Raw genomic sequence first — 16,428 nt, 5'->3', positions numbered from 1 at the left:
CGACCTTACAGGGCGCGGATATGCCTCCGCGTAGTCGCGTGACAATGGCTAGGTCAGCAGATGAGAACTCACAGCAGCTTTGGCGTGAAAGCCGAGAGAGCAGTCGAGTGATAGCTGTGGCGCGCCCGGAGAGACTCGAACTCCCAACCTTCTGATCCGTAGTCAGATGCTCTATCCATTGAGCTACGGGCGCGTGTCGCACGAGGCGACTGAGTGAGCATACCAGCGCTGCGACGGGGAGGCGAACCGGATGCCGACGCCTGCCTTGACTAGACGTACATAGTACGAATAGACTCGGCCACATCGACGTACTTAGTACGATTCCGGACAAGGAGAAGCACATGACCGATTCGACCAACCACGGAAAGACCCGAGAGGAACACCTGCGCGAGGAGAAGCTGCTCGCCATGCGATGGCACGGGTGGGCATCCCCCGTGGGCCTGGGGGTAGGCCTCGTGTGCGTGGGCGCGTTCTGGGCCCTGTTCACGCTGGGACTGTCCGTCCTGGCCGCGACGCCCTACTAAGGGAGCGCGCTCACGCGAGCGTGACAGTCGCCGATCGAGTGCCACCGACAGTGGTCCGCCCCACCGGCGGCACTCGATCGCCTCACGCTCCCGCCGCTGCCTCCCCTGCGCGCTCCACGCCGTCGAGCACGTAGCCGAGGCCGACCTCGAAGGAGTCCCCGAAGTCGTAGCCGGGCTGCATCACGTGCTCCGTCGTGAAGCGCACGAGAGACGGATACTGCTCGGGAGAGAGAGGCATCACGACCTGCTCGCTCGCCTCGGTGAGATCACCGCCGCTCTCCCCCAAGGGGAGCGCAGCCTCCTGCAGCGCGAAGCCGTACACGAAAGCATCGACCACGGCGAGTCCGTGCGCCACCACCGCCATCGAGTAGCCCGTGCTCAACCATGTAGCGAGCATCGCCTCGTGGTGATCGAGAATCTCCGCGCCCGGAGTGCGCCGGGACTCCATGATGGGAATGGCCCAGGGATGGCGGCGCAGAGCGCCGCGCAGGGATCGGGCACGCGCCCGCACCTCGTCCTTCCACGGGGAAGTGGGGTCGGGACGCTCCACCTCGGCGAACACCCGACCGACCATGCCGTCGATGATGTCGTCCTTGTTCTGGACGTAGTGGTACAGGCTCATGGGCCGCACGCCGAGGTGATCGGCAAGCCGTCGAATGGTCAGCGGCTCGAGGCCGATCTCATCCGCGAGCTCGACTGCGGCGCCGATGATCTGATCCCGGCCCAACGTTCCGCGCTGGCGGCTTCTCTGCTCGGTCATCGCACCTTCCTCCCTGTCGTTCTTGACACATCGTACTAAGTATGGCTACATTGCTCGAATCAACGTACTTAGTACGACTCAGTGGGCGCCGGCCTTGCCAGCCCAGCCATCCACCCCCCCTCAGCAAAGGAGAACACCCCATGTCCACGCACACCGATAGCTCTCGTCGCACCGCGGCACGCGTAGCCGGGATCGGCTACATCGCACTCTTCGTCCTGGCGATCTTCGCCAACTTCGTCGTCAAGCAAGGCATCATCGACCCAGCCGACGCCGAGGCCACGGTTGCCGCGATCCGTGAGCAGGAGACGCTGTTCCGCGTCGGCCTTGCCGCCTTCATCGTCGTCTTCCTCATCGACGTCCCCGTCGCCTGGGGGCTCTACGTGCTCTTCGCCCCCGCTGGGCGCACGCGGTCGCTGCTGGTCGCGTGGTTCCGCATCGTGTACACGGTCTTCCTCGGCGTCGGCGCCGTCTTCATGTTCCTCGGGCTCGAGATCGCCACGAGATCGACCTCCCTGGGCGCTGACGTCGCCCTTCTCATGCTCGCGGCCTTCGACTTCACCTGGTACGTGGGGCTCATCGCCTTCGGCCTGCACCTCATGCTGCTGGGAGGTCTGATCATTCGATCCCGCATCGCCCCGCGCCTCATCGGAGTCATCCTGGCCGTCGCCGGGGCCACGTACGCGCTCGACACACTCGCGCACGTCCTCGTCTCCGACTACGCGGCCATCGCCGACGTCATGCTGGCCATCGTCGCCATCCCCTCAATCGTCGCCGAACTGACCTTCACGGTGTGGCTGCTGCGTGCCGGTCGCCGGTCGAGCCCCGTCACCCGAGAGGAGACTGCCGTTCCCGCGCGGGTGTAGGGCAGAAACCGTCCTGGCCGTGGACGAAACGTGTCGCCCTCGGCCAGGATGGTGACCCTAGGCATGACCAGCACGTGACGAGAATCCTGAAGCGAGCGCAACCGGTGCGGACGTTAACCCTGTTCCCTCATCCGTTCGACCCGCGCACTGCCGTGCTCATCACCCAGTGGCTGTTCCTCGCCCTGCTCGTCGTGAGCCTGCTCGGCGTCGCGCTGATCGACGCCGAGGGCGTCGTCACCCTCGGTGCCCTCGCAGGGCTCGTCCTCATCCTCGCGATCACCGTCGTCATGACGATCGCGCGACCCGCTCTCACCCCCACGACGGCGCTCTTCTACGTCGTCCCCGCCCTCGACTGCCTTGCGATCGCGATCCTCAGGGTCGACGCGGATGGCGCGGCGTCGCTCTCGCCTCTGCTCGCGATCATCGTGCCGGCCACGTGGTTGGGCACGAGCGGCCGCGCGTGGAGCATCCTCGTCGCCTTCGCGCTGGGGGCGCTCACGATCGCGGGCGATCTCGTCCGCACTGCCACGGCGCCGCCCGGCGCCCTCGAGGCAGATCTCCCCGCACTCCTCATGGTTCCGATCATCGCGGCGGTCGCGAGCCTGTTCGGGTTCCAGCTCGTCGACGAGGCGGAAGTCGCCTCAAGCTCTGAGCGCGCGGCGCGGCGCACGCGCGACGCGATCGTCGACACGGTCGAGGTCGGCATGATCGTGCTCGACGGGAACGGTGCACCGGTGATCGTCAACCGCGCGTTACGCGAGCACCCCGTCGTGCGCGCGGAAGGGCCCGACCCGTACTCGGCGATCCGCTCCATCCCCTCCTTCGAGGCCGACGGCCGCACGCCGCACACTCCCGAGCGGGAGCCCCTTATGCAGGCGATGACCGAGGAGGGCATGACCGACGAACTGTTCTGGGCTAGGGCCCACGACGGTGTCACGACCGCAGCGTTCATCGCCAACTCTCGTCGCCTCGTCGACGAGCGAGGGCAGCTCGAGGGCACGGTCATGGTCTTCACCGACGTGACCGCCTACGTCGAGGCCGTGCGCTCACGCGACCGCCTCATCAGCAGCGTCTCGCACGAGCTGCGCACGCCACTCACCGTCATGAGGGGCTTTCTCGAGCTGGCGACCGAGTCCCACGCGAGCGGAGGGGACCGCCTCACCGAGTACCTCGAGGTGGTCGAGCGCAACCTGGTGCGCGAGTTCGCGATCGTCGACCAGCTCATCCTCGCAGCACAGGCCGACATGGAGCCGAGCTCGGCACAGCCCGCGGCGACCGAGCTCGACGCCGTCACGGCGAACGCACTCGAGACATTCCGGCATGAGGCGCAAGCCAAGTCGATCGAGTTGCACTGCAGCGCGCCCACGACGACGGCCCCACTCGACCCCCGGCTCTTCCGCCTCATCACCGAGGCTCTCATCGCGAACGCCGTGCGTTTCACACCCCTCCACGGGCACGTCGACGTGGGCGTCGACTACGACGCGGGCGACGGCACTGACGGGCTCGGGATCGTGCGCCTCACCGTGCGCGACTCCGGAATGGGTATCTCGGCCGCCGACATCGAGCGCATCTTCGACCCCTTCTTCCGCACCGAGGCCGCGATGCGCTCGGGAGCGCCTGGCGTCGGGCTCGGTCTGCCCATCCTCAAGCGCATTCTCGATGCGCACGACGGCACCATCCGCGTGCAGAGCGAGCTCGGCGGGGGGACGACGGTGACCGTCGAGCTGCCCGTGTGAGCCCGACGGGTCCGCGCTAGGTGCGCGGGCGGTCGCGCCCGATCCACCCGAGGTGGGTGTGCGTGAAAGCGTCCGGCCGCTTCAGCCCGTATCCGAGTGCCCGATCGACGGCCACATGGAAGGCCCCGGCCAACGCTGCGAGACCGCAGATGGTCGACAGCTCGGGCGAGGATGCTGACATGAGAAGAGCGACAGCCCCGAGCACAGCCGGCCACGCGTAGTTGTGGACGCTGTTGTAGAGGGCGGCGCCCACTGACGGGGATCGCAGGTAGCCGAGCGCTGAGAGGTCGAAGAGCAGGAAGGCGGCGAGCGTGACCCACCACCACTCGGGGTAGATGACGACCGCGATGACGATCACGAGAACCCCCAGCAGGGCGCTCTCGATTCGTTGCACTCGTTCAGGGTTCATTGCGAGCCAGACGGACGGAGGAGAGCGGAGACGGAGGGATTTGAACCCTCGGTCCCCTCAAAGGGGACTCCACCTTAGCAGGGTGGTGCACTCGGCCGGACTATGCGACGTCTCCTGGCTGAAGCCTCCCCCACTATAGCCGCTCGTGGGTGAGGCTTCACACGGCCTAGTTGGCGACCGAGCAGGTGTAGTCAGCCGCGGTCTGACCCTTGACGCCCTCGAGAACCTCTGCAGGCTCCTCGTCCGCGAGTGGCGGGACCGTTGGTGCCGCCGAACCCGTCGGTGCGGGGGTCGTGGGCTCGGGTGCCGGGGCGTTGGGGTCCAGCGCTGAGCCGATGCCCGTCTCACCCTCCTGGAGTGCGAAAGACTCGTCATTGCGAATCTTCTCGAGCAAAGCGGACGCCTGCCACTCGATCGGCTGCACCTTGCCCGAGTACACCCCTGTGCCACCGGTCGTGCCGGGATACTGGACGAACGTGATGTTTTCCGTTGGGATGTCCTTGAGCACGAGAGCCATCGAGACCATCGTGTCGACGTTCGCGAGACTGCTCGACAGTTTCATCGAACTGGTCGCCACCGTCGCGAGCCCGTACAGCTTCGTCACATCGGTGAGGACGCCCTCCGACTGCACCTTGCGGATGAGCGACGAGAGGTACACCTGCTGCGAGCTGATCCGGCCGAGGTCGCTACCGTCCCCTACACCCTTGCGTGAGCGCAAGAAAGCCAGCGCCTGCCGACCCTCGAGACTGTAGGTGCCGGCCTCGGGAAGGTTCAATCCTGTGAACTCATCGTAGATGGGGCCATCAACACACACATCTACGCCACCCACGGCGGATGACATGCGAGCGACGCCGTCGAAGGAGATGATTCCGGCGTACGGGACGTCGAGGCCCGTGAGGGCCTCGACCGTCAGCACAACACAGCTCAGGCCGCCGTACGACATCGCCACGTTGATGGGCTGCGCCGACATCGCGAAGTAGCTGCCGCCCTCCGGGTTCGGGCACGACGGAATCGGCACAACCATGTCACGAGGGATGCTGACCGCGACCGCCGACTGCTGGTCCTCGGCGACGTGCACGAGAATGTTGACGTCGTTGAGGACGGCGCCTCCGCGGTCGTCGCCGTCCGATTGGCCCTCGGCGTTGTCTACGCCGACGAGGAGCACGTTGAAACCGCCTTCCCACTCCCCGACAGTCGGGATGACGCGCTCCTCGCCTTCTGCCGTGACGAGCTCGACGACGTCGATGCTCTCATTGAGCTGATTCACCGCGATCGCCGCGACAGAGACCCCGCTCACCAGAACAACGGCCATCGTGCCGCCGAGGACGGCGAGAAGGGTCTTCCATGCACTGTGACGCTTGAGTCGGCCGTGGCGCACGGCCGCGGTCGGCAACGATCGGCTCGCGCGATCACGAAGCTGCTCAGTCATGCGGTCTCCTCGTGCACAGGTTCAGGGTGCAAGCATGCGGCCCGACGGGGCCGAGCGTCTCGAGCGGAGGGCGTGGGATTCGAACCCACGAGACATTTCTGCCCACTGGTTTTCAAGACCAGCTCCATCGGCCGCTCGGACAGCCCTCCTTGGTGGTCAGTGAGAAGAGTACCCGACCATGCCTATGCAGAGGCGTGGAGTGTCGCGAGCGCCTTCGCGAGGCCGTCCTCGATGTCGGTCGCGGTGACCTCGGAGGCGACGGCGACGACCTCGTCCGGGGCTTGCCCCATCGCGACACCGCGCCCCCCGCCGCGCGTCGCCCAGTCGAGCATCTCGATGTCGTTGCGGCCGTCACCCACGCACAGGACGCGGTCTCGGGGAATGCCATGAGCATCCCGCACTCGCTCGAGGGCGGTGGACTTGTTCACGCCGTCGGGCGCGATGTCGAGCCACGCCGTCCAGCCGACGTTGTAGCTCACCTGGTGCAGACCCATGAGCTCGACGGCGGCGAGGAACTCCTCCATCGCGTGCCCGGGAGAGATCACGACGACGCGGGTCGCGGGCTCGTGCGCGAGCTTCTCGAACGGCACCTCCTCGCTCACCGCGCCGAGAGCGCCGTCGGGGAAGGAGCCGTGGAAGCGGTACAGCCCCTCCTCGTTCTCGACGGCGTAGTTCGCGTGGGTCAGGTGGGGCCGGATGCGCTCGAGCACCGCCGAGGCATCGAATGTCTCGACATGGTGGCGCCGGTACCCGGTGGGGGCCTTCTCATCGCGACGCAGTGTGATCGCGCCGTTCGAGCACACGACGTACTCGGGCGCGATGCCGAGCCGGTCGAGGATGGGGAGCGTCATCGCCACCGAGCGGCCCGTGGCGAGCATGACCTCGTGCCCGTCATCGCGCACGCGCTGCACTTCGTCGCGCACTGCATCCGAGAGCGTGCCATCCTCGTGCAGAACCGTGCCGTCGATGTCGAGGGCCACCAGCCACTTTCTGCTCACGCGACGGGCTCCATCACCGAGAGACCGCCCAGGTAGGGGCGCAGTACCTCGGGTACGACGACCGAGCCGTCCGCCTGCTGGTGCGTCTCGAGGATCGCGACGAGCCAGCGCGTCGTCGCGAGCGTGCCGTTGAGGGTCGCGACCGGCGCGGTCTTGCCGCTCTCGGTGCGATACCGGGTGTCGAGTCGCCGCGCCTGGAAGGTCGTGCAGTTGCTCGTGCTCGTGAGCTCGCGGTAAGCATCCTGCGTCGGCACCCAGGCCTCCACATCGAACTTGCGCGCGGCACTCGAGCCGAGATCGCCGGCCGCGACGTCGATGACGCGATAGGGGAGGCCGAGTGAGCGCAGCATCCCCTCCTGGAGGGCAAGAAGAGCCTCGTGCTCGGCGACCGCGTCAGCCGGGTCGACGTAGCTGAACATCTCGAGCTTCTGGAACTGGTGCACGCGGATGATGCCGCGAGTGTCTTTGCCGTAGCTGCCCGCCTCGCGGCGGTAGCAGGTCGACCAGCCGGCGTAGCGCAGGGGGCCGCCGCTCAGGTCGAGGATCTCGTCGGCGTGATAGCCGGCGAGCGCCACCTCGCTCGTGCCCGTGAGGTAGAGGTCGTCGTCGCGCAAGCGGTAGACCTCGTCGGCGTGCTCGCCGAGGAAGCCCGTGCCCGACATGACCTCCGGTGTCACGAGCGTCGGGGTGATCATGGGGGTGAAGCCGGCCTCCAGTGCGCGGTCGAGCGCAAGGTTCATGATCGCGAGCTCGAGACGCGCACCGACGCCCTTGAGGAAGTAGAAGCGCGAGCCGGAGACCTTGACTCCGCGCTGCAGGTCGATCGCGTCGAGCAGCTCGCCGAGCTCGACGTGATCACGGGGCTCGAAGTCGAAGCGCGGTACCGTCCCCTCCTCGCGCAGCGTGATGAAGTCGGTTTCACCGCCCGCGGGCACACCGTCGAGGACGACGTTGGGGAGGCCGCCGACGACGCGGGCGAACTCCTCCTCGGCTGCGGTCACCTCGTGCTGGGCCTGCTTGACGCGCGCCGACAGCTCCTGGGCCTGGGCGACGAGCGCCGCCTTCTCCTCCTTGGGTGCCGCCGCGACCGTCTTGCCGACGGCGTTCTGCTCCGCGCGCAGGGACTCGAAGGCGGTGATCGCCTCGCGTCGTGCCTGATCGGCCGCGATCGCCTCGTCGACGAGGTCGACCGACGCCCGTCTGGCCTCCTGCGAGCGTCGCAGGGAATCCGGATTCTCGCGCAGCAGTTGGGGGTCGATCACGCCCCTAGTCTGTCACGCACCCCGGCTGGGAATCACGCGGCATAGCCCGTGCGACATGCTCTACTCTGACGCCATGGCCACTGCTGGCGCCTCCGCCGACCTTCCGCGTCTCGGCGTCGTCGTCAACCCGGTTAAGGTGGAGCTGAAGGAGCTGCGCCGCACGGTGGCGGCCGCGGAGAAGGACCACGGCTGGGCCGAGTCCCTCTGGCTCGAGACGAGCGTCGACGACCCAGGCCAGGGTGTCGCGCGCGACGCCGTCGAGGCTGGCGTGACCGCCGTGCTCGTCGCCGGCGGAGACGGCACCGTGCGGGCGGTCTCGGAGGGGCTCGTCGACTCGGGAATGCCCATGGTGCTCATGCCCGCGGGCACCGGCAATCTGCTCGCCCGCAACCTCGGCGTGAGCGTCAACCGCATGAAGGAGGCAGTCGGCACCGCGTTCACGGGCGAGGACCACGCGATCGATGCGGGGATCGCGGAGATCACGCGCGAGGGCGGCGAGACGGAAGCGCACGCCTTCGTGGTCATGATCGGCATCGGGCTCGACGCGAAGATGATCGCGGCGACGAATGCCGACCTCAAGAAGCGCGTCGGCTGGCTCGCCTACGTGGAAGCCATCGCGCGCATCTTCAAGGACGTCGACGCGGTGCGCCTGCGGTACACCCTCGACGGCTCCTCCCCCCGATCGACGAGCGCCCACACCGTGCTCATCGGCAACTGCGGTGCCCTCCCGGGCGGCGTGCTCATCCTCCCCGAGGCGAGGATCGACGACGGCCTGCTCGACGTCGTCGCCATGCGCCCGCGCAATCTCTGGGGCTGGATCCGCGTCGGCACCGCCCTCGTCTGGGAGAACGGGGTGCTGCACAAGTCCCGCGTCGGTCGGCGCATCATGGCCGCGGACAAGCGCGTGCGCGCCCTCCGCTACTTCCAAGGGCGCAGGATGACCCTCGGTTTCGACAAGCCCGAGGAGTTCGAGATCGACGGCGAGGAGATCGGCCTCGTGACGCACGTCGCCGTGCGGGTCGCTCCCGCCGCCCTCATCGTGCGCATCCCGAAGGGCGAGCGCGAGCGGCTCGGTGCCGCCGGGCAGTCCTAGGCTTCCGGTTCCCCCGAGAGGATGCTCCGCAACCAGTCGCGCGCATCCGCGAAGACCTCGTCGCCGTACTCCTGCACGAACTCGACCTGACGCTTGTCCGCCCGCGGGTACGAACCCAGGAAGATGACCTTGGGGCTGAAGCGTCGCAGCCCCAGAAGGGCGTCGGCGACCCGTTCGTCGTGGATGTGGCCGTCGAGGTCGATGACGAAGCGGTAGCGGCCGAGGGCGTCGCCGATGGGCCGCGACTCGAGCAGGCTCATGTTGACACCGCGCGTGGCGAACTGCTCGAGCATCTCGAGCAGCCGACCGGGCGCGTCGTCGGGAAGCTCCGCGATGATGCTCGTCTTGTCGGCGCCGGTGCGCTCGGGAATGGCGAGGCTGCGGCTCACGAGCGCGAAGCGCGTGACGGCGTTCGGGTTGTCGCCGATCTGCTCGGCGAGCACCTCGAGAGCGTGGTGGTCGGTGATGCCCGGCGGCGCGACCGCGGCCTGCGCGAGATCGTTCTCGAGCAGCCCCGCAGCGGCGGCGACGTTCGACGGCGCGGGGATGTGGCCGTGATCGGGCAGGGCCGACTCCAGGTAATGGCGGCATTGCGCGTAGGCGACGGGATGCGCCGAGACGACCCGCACATCCTCGAGGCGCACACCCGGTCGGGCGACGAGAACGAAGTTCACGGGCACGAGGTACTCGCCGATGATGCGCAGGCCTGGCACGGTCGCGAGGGCGTCCTGCGTGGCGCTCACCCCGCCCTCGACCGAGTTCTCGATCGCGATCATCGCGCCGACGCTGCGGCCCGCGGTCACGTCGTCGAGCGCCTCGCCGACATTGCTCACGCTGCGCCAGGTCGCACCCGCGGCCTCAGGCACCTGGCGCAGGGCCTCCCACGTGAACGTGCCGATCGGGCCCAGATAGGAGTACACCGGGGTCGCGTCGGGGGCGTCGCTCATGCTCGGCAGTCTATTGCCGAGCATCCCGCCCCTTGTGCCGCAGGGGTTCGGGTGTGGATGCTCGCAGGGCCCGGTGGTTGGATGGGCGCATGACCGAACGCGCCGGAACACCCGCCCGCCCGGACGACCTCGTCGACATCGACGCGCTGCTGGGGGCGTACGACGACCGCGTTCCCGACCTCGACGACCCGGCGCAGCGCGTCGTGTTCGGCACGAGCGGGCACCGCGGCTCGAGCCTCGACGGCGCCTTCACCGACACCCACATCGCCGCGATCACGCAGGCGATCGTCGAGTACCGCTCCGAGCAGGGCACGCGCGGGCCGATCTTCGTCGGCGCCGACACGCACGCGCTCTCCGCCCCTGCACAGCGGACGGCGCTCGAGGTGCTCGCGGCGAACGGCGTCACGGCCCTCGTCGACGCTCACAACGACTGGGTTCCCACCCCCGCGCTCAGCCACGCGATCCTGCGGGCGAATCGGGATGCTCCCACCGACGCACAGCGTGACGGCATCGTCATCACCCCCAGTCACAACCCGCCCCGCGACGGCGGCTTCAAGTACAACCCTCCCCACGGTGGGCCGGCGGATTCGGACGCGACGAGCTGGATCGCCCGCCGCGCCAACGAGCTCATCGCCGGAGGCAACCGTGACGTGCAGCGTCAGGTCGCCGTCGATGCGCAACCCTACGACTTCCGCGAGCACTACGTCGCGGACCTGGGCGACATCCTCGATCTCGACGCGGTGCGCGCGAGCGGCCTGCGCATCGGCGCCGACCCGCTCGGCGGTGCCGCGGTCAACTACTGGGCTCTCATCGCCGAGCGCTACGGTCTCGACCTCACGGTCGTGAACCCGACGGTCGACCCGCGGTGGGGCTTCATGACCCTCGACTGGGACGGCAAGATTCGCATGGACCCGTCGAGCCGCCACGCGATGGCGAGCGTGCTCGCCCACCGGCACGACTACGACCTTCTCACCGGCAACGACGCCGACGCCGACCGGCACGGCATCGTCACGCCCGACGGCGGTCTCATGAACCCCAACCACTATCTCGCCGTCGCGATCGAGTACCTCTACACCCACCGCCCCGGCTGGCGAGCCGATGCCGCGATCGGCAAGACCCTCGTCTCGAGCACGATGATCGACCGGGTCGCTGACGGCCTGGGGCGGCGCCTGTGGGAGGTGCCCGTGGGGTTCAAGTGGTTCGTGCCCGGCCTCCTCGACGGCTCGGTCGCGTTCGGCGGCGAGGAGAGCGCTGGGGCGAGCTTCGTGCGCAAGGACGGCACGGTGTGGACGACCGACAAGGACGGCATTCTGCTCGCCCTCCTCGCGTCGGAGATCACCGCGGTCACCGGGCAGACCCCCTCGCAGATCTACGCGGACCTCACCGACCGCTACGGAGACCCCGCCTACGAACGAGTGGATGCTCCCGCCACCGCCGCGCAGAAGACCGCGCTCGGCTCGCTGCAGGGCGACGCGATCACGGCGGAAGAGCTCGCGGGCGACCCGATCACGGCGACGCTCTCGGAGGCGCACGGCAACGGTGCGGCCATCGGCGGCCTCAAGGTGTCGACGCACCGGGCGTGGTTCGCGGCGCGGCCGAGCGGCACGGAGGACGTCTACAAGATCTACGCCGAGTCCTTCGGCGGCCCCGAGCACCTCGCGCAGGTGCAGCGCGAGGCGAAGGCGATCGTCGACGCCGCGCTGGGCGGCTCGTGAGCCGCGCCGAGCGCTTCGCCGCGTGGGATGCGATCACGCCGCAGCAGTTGAGTGCCCGCGGCGGCATGAAGTGGTCGCTCTTCCCCGGCACGCTCGGCGCGTGGGTGGCCGAGTCGGACCTCGGCACGGCGCCCGCGGTCACGGCGGCGCTGCATGACGCGGTCGACCGCGGCGACCTCGGCTACCTGCCGCGGGGCGTCTCGAGCGAGCTGTCGCGGGCGACCGCCGGATGGCTCGCCGAGGAGACCGGGTGGGATCCGACGCCGGAGCGCGTGCATCCCATCGCCGACGTCATCCAGGGCCTCGAGTACGCGATCAGGCACTACACGCGCCCCGGTTCTGCCGTCGTCGTGCCGACCCCGGCGTACATGCCCTTCCTGACCTTCCCGGCGACGCTCGGGCGGGAGGTCGTGGAGGTTCCGCACGCCGTCGACGAAGGCCGCCACACGCTCGACCTCGACGGGATCGACGCCGCGCTGGCCGCGGGCGCAGGTCTCGTGCTGCTGTGCAATCCGCTCAACCCGGGTGGCCGGGTGTTCGAGCGGCCGGAGCTCGAGGCGCTTGCGACCGTCGTCGACCGGCACGGCGCTCGCGTGTTCTCCGACGAGATCCATGCCCCGATCGTGTTCGGCGAGAGGCGCCACGTGCCGTACGCGAGCGTGAGCGACGTGACCGCCCGGCACACCGTCACCGCGATCTCGGCGTCGAAGGCGTGGAACCTGCCCGGTGTCAAGTGCGCGCAGTTCATCACGAGCAGCGACGCCGACGAGGCGATCTGGGAGAGCCTCGGGCCGCTCGGCAGCCACGGCGCGAGCACGCTCGGCGTCATCGCCAACACGGCAGCCTACGATCACGGTCGCGCGTGGCTCGCCGACGTCGTCGACTACATCGACGGCAACCTCGCCCTGCTCGGCGAATTGCTCGCCGACCGCCTGCCCGAGGTCGGCTACCGGCGGCCGGAGGGCACCTACATCGCGTGGCTCGACGTGGGCGCGCTCGGGCTCGGCGACACCCCGGCGTCGACCATTCGCGAGCGCGCTGCCGTATCCCTCACCGAGGGCACCGCGAGCGGACGGGCCGGCGCTGGCCACGTGCGCATGATCCTCGCGACGCCTCGGCCGCTCGTCGAGCAGCTCGTCGCGGGAATCGCGCGCGCCGCCGGGCGCTGACGAGGCAGCCGACCTACTGAGGACGGAGGCTCAGCCCGCGTAAGTGGGCGCCGGGGGCAGCCCGAAGAACTCCTCGAGAGTTCGGATGCCCGTCTCATGCAGCTCGGTCGCCAGCTCGACGCCCACGTATCGGTAGTGCCACGGCTCGTACTCGTAGCCGGTGATGTCGGTGAGCCCCGCCGGGTAGCGCAGGTGGAAGCCGAACCGGTGCGCGTTGGCGGCGAGCCACTGACCGTGAGGCGTGTCGCCGAAGCACTGATCGAGCGGACACACCGACGGCACCGAGCTGATGTCGATCGACAGGCCCGTCTGATGCTCGCTGTGCCCTGGACGCGCGCTCGTGAGGTCGGCCGCGCTCTGCCCGAGGCTGTCGACCCAGCCCTGATAGATGCGCACCTGCGAGTCGTAGCTACGGTAGGAGCTCTGCGACTGCAGCTCGAGCCCCGCCTCCTCGCGCGCCGTCGCGAACATGTCGACGGCGGCATCCGCTGCTTCTGCACGCAAGTACGGCTCGTACACGTAGGGAATGTCGACGAATACGAGATCGCTCGGGGCGTAGCTCTGCGGCTGCAGCGGGCGCAGCTTGTTCGCGACGACCCACAGCGAGTTCGGGTCGTCGATCGAGCGCGCCTCGCGGTCGAAGGTGGGCGTCGGAGTCGGCGTGGGGGTGGGCGTCGGGGTCTCGCTCGGGGTCGCCGTGGGGGTGCTCGGCACGGGCAGCGGCCCTCGGTCGACGGCGCACCCCGCGAGTGCGAGCAGGGTCGCCGCTGTGAGGGCGATGAGGGAGGTGCCGCGTGCGTTCACGAGTCGAGCCTACCGGGCCGCGCACGCGAGCCCGAGGGTCGTCGGCGAGCGCGCGGGTGGGGGAAGAGCATCCCTCTGATCAGGGATTTCAGGTCGATCTGGAACTAGCGTTGACATTCCAGTCCGATGATGCGTACTGTGTGCCGAAGTGTGAGAGCGCTCTCACGGTCTCTGAATGAGAGCGCTCTCACGCTGAGAGATCCCCTCTCGATCCATTCACCCACACACGCACAAAGGAGTGACCGTGAGACTGTCACGACGCACCACAGCAGGCGCCGCCGTCGCGGGGGCAGCAGCCTTCGCGCTCGTCGCGAGCGGCTGCGCGACCGAAGCCAGCGAGCCCTCGGCCGACGAGCCCATCGAGCTCACCATCACGACCTTCGGCACCTTCGGGTACGAGGACCTGTACGAGGAGTACATGGACCTCAACCCCAACGTGACGATCGTCGCCAACAACATCGACACCGGTGGCAACGCCCGCACCGACACCTTCACGAAGCTCGCCGCCGGCAGCGGACTGAGCGACATCGTCGCCCTCGAGGAAGGCTGGCTCGGGTCGATCATGGAGGTCAGCGGTGAGTTCGTCGACCTGCGCGACTACGGCATCGAGGACCGCGCCGGCGACTGGGTCGACTGGAAGTACCAGCAGGCGACCGACCCCGACGGCCGCGTCATCGGCTACGGCACTGACATCGGCCCGGAGGGCATCTGCTTCAACGGCCCGCTCTTCGAGGCCGCCGGCCTGCCGAGTGACCGCGAGGGCGTCGCCGAGCTGCTCGATGGCGGCTGGGACACCTTCTTCGAGGTCGGCCAGCAGTACGTCGACGCCACCGGCAAGGCCTGGTACGACCACTCGGGCTTCGTCTGGAACGCCATGGTGAACCAGCTGCCCGAGGGCTACTACACCTCGGATGGCGAGCTCAACGTCGACGGCAACGCCGAGCTCAAGGCGCGCTTCGACCAGCTCGCCGCCGCGACCGAGGGCGGCCAGTCGGCCGCGCAGGGCGCGTGGGACTGGAACGGCGGACAGTCGTTCGTCGACGGCACCTTCGCGACCTTCGTGTGCCCCGGCTGGATGCTCGGCGTCGTGCAGGGCAACACCGAAGCCGGTGGCGGCGACGCCTCGACCGGCTGGGACTTCGCTGACGTCTTCCCCGGCGGCGCGGCGAACTGGGGCGGCGCGTTCCTCGCCGTGCCCGAGACGAGCGACAAGAAGGAAGCCGCGGCGGCCCTCGCCTCGTGGCTGACCGAGCCCGAGCAGCAGATCAAGCAGTTCGACGCAGCGGGAACCTTCCCGAGCACCCTCGAGGCTCAGGCCGAACTGGCCGCAAACCCCACGCCGAACGCGTTCTTCAATGACGCGCCGGTGGGCTCGATCCTCGCGGGTCGCGCCGAGGGCGTCGTCGCGCAGTTCAAGGGACCGGACGACTCGCTGATCCAGGAGAACGTCTTCGGCCCGCCGCTGCAGGCGCTCGACCGCGGCGAGCTCGACGGCGAAGGCGCCTGGGCCGAGGCCCTGGCCCTGCTCGACGAGCTGGTCGGCTAGCACCACCACGACGACGGGGGCCGTTCCCGACCCGAACGGAACGGCCCCCGTCGCGCACCTCCCTCCATCCCACTCCTCCCCGTATCGCGGCCGACACCGGCCTCGAGCGCCGGCGAAACGGAACCACCATGACGAGCACACTCGCGCGACCCGAGCAGGGCACGCCACCGGCCACCCCAGGCGCAGCGCCCCGCCGTCGCACGGGGCTCACCCTGGCCCGATTCGACCTCAAGGCCTCGCCGTACCTCTACATCGCCCCCTTCTTCGTGCTCTTCGCCGTCACGGGGCTCTTCCCCCTCATCTACACGCTCGTCGTCTCCCTGCACGACTGGCCGCTCCTGCAGGGGCAGGGCGACTTCGTCGGATTCGACAACTTCGCCGCCGTCCTCGGCGACCGCTTCTTCTGGAACTCGATCGGCAACACGCTGAGCATCTTCCTCATCTCGACCGTGCCCCAGCTCGCGATGGCGCTCGTGCTGGCAGCGATTCTCGACCAGCACCTCAAGGCCCGCACCTTCTGGCGCATGAGCGTGCTGCTGCCCTACGTCGTGACCCCCGTCGCCGTCGCCCTCATCTTCTCGAGCGTCTTCAGCGAGGACTCCGGTCTCGTCAACAACCTCATCGGCCTCGTCGGCATCGACCCGGTCGAGTGGAAGCACGACGTCTTCGCCAGCCATGTCGCGATCGCGACGATGGTCAACTGGCGCTGGACCGGCTACAACACCCTCATCCTGCTCGCGGCCATGCAAGCGGTGCCCCGCGACCTTCACGAGTCCGCGGCCATCGACGGAGCGGGAGCCTCACGTCGGTTCTTCTCGATCACGATCCCGAGCATCCGGCCCACCGTGATCTTCGTCATCATCACGTCCACGATCGGCGGCCTGCAGATCTTCGCCGAGCCCCGCCTGTTCGACGTCTCGAACGCCGGTGGCATCGGCGGCGCCCAGCGACAGTTCCAGACCACGGTGCTCTACCTGTGGGAGATGGCGTTCTTCCGCCAGGACTTCGGGCGGGCCGCGGCCATCGCGTGGCTGCTCTTCCTGCTCATCGTCGCGATCGGGCTCGTCAACTTCGGCATCTCGCGGCGCATCGCGAGCGTCGAAGGGAACCGCCTGAACCGTCGTGCACGACGACAACTCGCCGCCCACCGGAGGGGAAACCGATGACCGCGCC

Annotated in this window: 15 protein-coding genes and 3 tRNA genes; 8 read left to right on the top strand and 10 right to left on the bottom strand. The window is 68.7% G+C overall.

All coding sequences use genetic code 11. The annotated features are described in order from the left end of the window. Positions 1-117: 117 nt before the first annotated feature. Positions 118-193 (bottom strand) — tRNA-Arg (locus IE160_RS00715). A gap of 148 nt (positions 194-341) precedes the next feature. Between IE160_RS00715 and IE160_RS00710 the strand changes: the two genes are divergently transcribed. Continuing rightward, positions 342-524 carry a hypothetical protein gene (locus IE160_RS00710; protein WP_179872929.1) on the top strand — a complete coding sequence of 61 codons (183 nt, stop codon included), beginning with the start codon at positions 342-344 and terminating at the stop codon, positions 522-524. 82 nt (positions 525-606) lie between these two features. On the opposite strand, the gene IE160_RS00705 is transcribed toward IE160_RS00710, so the two are convergent. Further along, positions 607-1,284, bottom strand: coding sequence for a TetR/AcrR family transcriptional regulator (locus IE160_RS00705; protein WP_191151365.1), 678 nt, complete (start codon positions 1,282-1,284; stop codon positions 607-609). A 140-nt stretch (positions 1,285-1,424) separates the two neighbouring features. On the opposite strand from IE160_RS00705, the gene IE160_RS00700 reads away from it, so the two are divergent. Together IE160_RS00700 and IE160_RS00695 are read left to right on the top strand one after the other, a co-directional pair. Then, positions 1,425-2,147 (top strand): DUF4386 domain-containing protein, encoded by a 723-nt coding sequence (locus IE160_RS00700; protein ID WP_191151364.1) that lies wholly within the window; start codon positions 1,425-1,427, stop codon positions 2,145-2,147. Between the two features lie 104 nt (positions 2,148-2,251). Beyond that, complete coding sequence (locus tag IE160_RS00695; protein ID WP_179872926.1) at positions 2,252-3,883, top strand: sensor histidine kinase; 1,632 nt, start codon at positions 2,252-2,254, stop codon at positions 3,881-3,883. A 16-nt stretch (positions 3,884-3,899) separates the two neighbouring features. Here the strand turns inward: IE160_RS00695 and IE160_RS00690 are convergent, their stop codons facing one another. The 6 genes from IE160_RS00690 to serS all read right to left on the bottom strand — a co-directional run bounded on the left by IE160_RS00690 (position 3,900) and on the right by serS (position 7,981). Continuing rightward, on the bottom strand, positions 3,900-4,277 hold the full coding sequence (locus tag IE160_RS00690) for a DUF4260 family protein (RefSeq protein WP_246299272.1): 378 nt from the start codon (positions 4,275-4,277) through the stop codon (positions 3,900-3,902). A gap of 40 nt (positions 4,278-4,317) precedes the next feature. Then, a tRNA-Ser gene (locus IE160_RS00685) sits at positions 4,318-4,407 on the bottom strand. Between the two features lie 51 nt (positions 4,408-4,458). Beyond that, the gene (locus tag IE160_RS00680) at positions 4,459-5,721 is read right to left on the bottom strand and encodes an LCP family protein (protein WP_179872924.1); all 1,263 of its coding nucleotides are present in this window, start codon (positions 5,719-5,721) and stop codon (positions 4,459-4,461) included. A gap of 64 nt (positions 5,722-5,785) precedes the next feature. Then, a tRNA-Ser gene (locus IE160_RS00675) sits at positions 5,786-5,870 on the bottom strand. 33 nt (positions 5,871-5,903) lie between these two features. Continuing rightward, on the bottom strand, positions 5,904-6,719 hold the full coding sequence (locus IE160_RS00670; RefSeq protein WP_191151363.1) for an HAD family hydrolase: 816 nt from the start codon (positions 6,717-6,719) through the stop codon (positions 5,904-5,906). Next, positions 6,716-7,981 carry a serine--tRNA ligase gene (serS, locus tag IE160_RS00665; RefSeq protein ID WP_179872922.1) on the bottom strand — a complete coding sequence of 422 codons (1,266 nt, stop codon included), beginning with the start codon at positions 7,979-7,981 and terminating at the stop codon, positions 6,716-6,718. The genes IE160_RS00670 and serS overlap by 4 nt, the downstream gene beginning before the upstream one ends. A 73-nt stretch (positions 7,982-8,054) precedes the next feature. On the opposite strand from serS, the gene IE160_RS00660 reads away from it, so the two are divergent. Continuing rightward, on the top strand, positions 8,055-9,074 hold the full coding sequence (locus IE160_RS00660) for a diacylglycerol/lipid kinase family protein (RefSeq protein WP_179872921.1): 1,020 nt from the start codon (positions 8,055-8,057) through the stop codon (positions 9,072-9,074). On the opposite strand, the gene pheA is transcribed toward IE160_RS00660, so the two are convergent. After that, a complete protein-coding gene (gene pheA / locus IE160_RS00655) occupies positions 9,071-10,021 on the bottom strand; it encodes a prephenate dehydratase (protein WP_152582590.1) in 951 nt (316 codons plus the stop codon). The two genes, IE160_RS00660 and pheA, sit on opposite strands and share 4 nt — an antisense overlap. An 89-nt stretch (positions 10,022-10,110) precedes the next feature. Here pheA and pgm point away from each other — a divergent pair, with 89 nt between their 5' ends. Together pgm and IE160_RS00645 are read left to right on the top strand one after the other, a co-directional pair. Then, entirely contained in the window at positions 10,111-11,736 is a 1,626-nt protein-coding gene (gene pgm / locus IE160_RS00650; protein ID WP_191151362.1) for a phosphoglucomutase (alpha-D-glucose-1,6-bisphosphate-dependent), read from the top strand. Continuing rightward, positions 11,733-12,905 (top strand): MalY/PatB family protein, encoded by a 1,173-nt coding sequence (locus IE160_RS00645; RefSeq protein WP_224744511.1) that lies wholly within the window; start codon positions 11,733-11,735, stop codon positions 12,903-12,905. The genes pgm and IE160_RS00645 overlap by 4 nt, the downstream gene beginning before the upstream one ends. A 30-nt stretch (positions 12,906-12,935) precedes the next feature. On the opposite strand, the gene IE160_RS12665 is transcribed toward IE160_RS00645, so the two are convergent. Continuing rightward, complete coding sequence (locus IE160_RS12665; protein ID WP_179872920.1) at positions 12,936-13,709, bottom strand: M15 family metallopeptidase; 774 nt, start codon at positions 13,707-13,709, stop codon at positions 12,936-12,938. Positions 13,710-13,953: 244 nt separating this feature from the next. On the opposite strand from IE160_RS12665, the gene IE160_RS00635 reads away from it, so the two are divergent. After that, a complete protein-coding gene (locus IE160_RS00635) occupies positions 13,954-15,255 on the top strand; it encodes an ABC transporter substrate-binding protein (RefSeq protein WP_191151361.1) in 1,302 nt (433 codons plus the stop codon). 128 nt (positions 15,256-15,383) lie between these two features. Further along, positions 15,384-16,421 (top strand): carbohydrate ABC transporter permease, encoded by a 1,038-nt coding sequence (locus tag IE160_RS00630; RefSeq protein ID WP_152582586.1) that lies wholly within the window; start codon positions 15,384-15,386, stop codon positions 16,419-16,421. Positions 16,422-16,428 lie beyond the last annotated feature (7 nt).

Origin of the sequence: Chryseoglobus sp. 28M-23, from assembly GCF_014789785.1 — a bacterium.
Taxonomy (GTDB): Bacteria; Actinomycetota; Actinomycetes; order Actinomycetales; family Microbacteriaceae; genus Microcella; species Microcella indica.
This window is presented reverse-complemented; position numbering and strand designations above follow the sequence as displayed.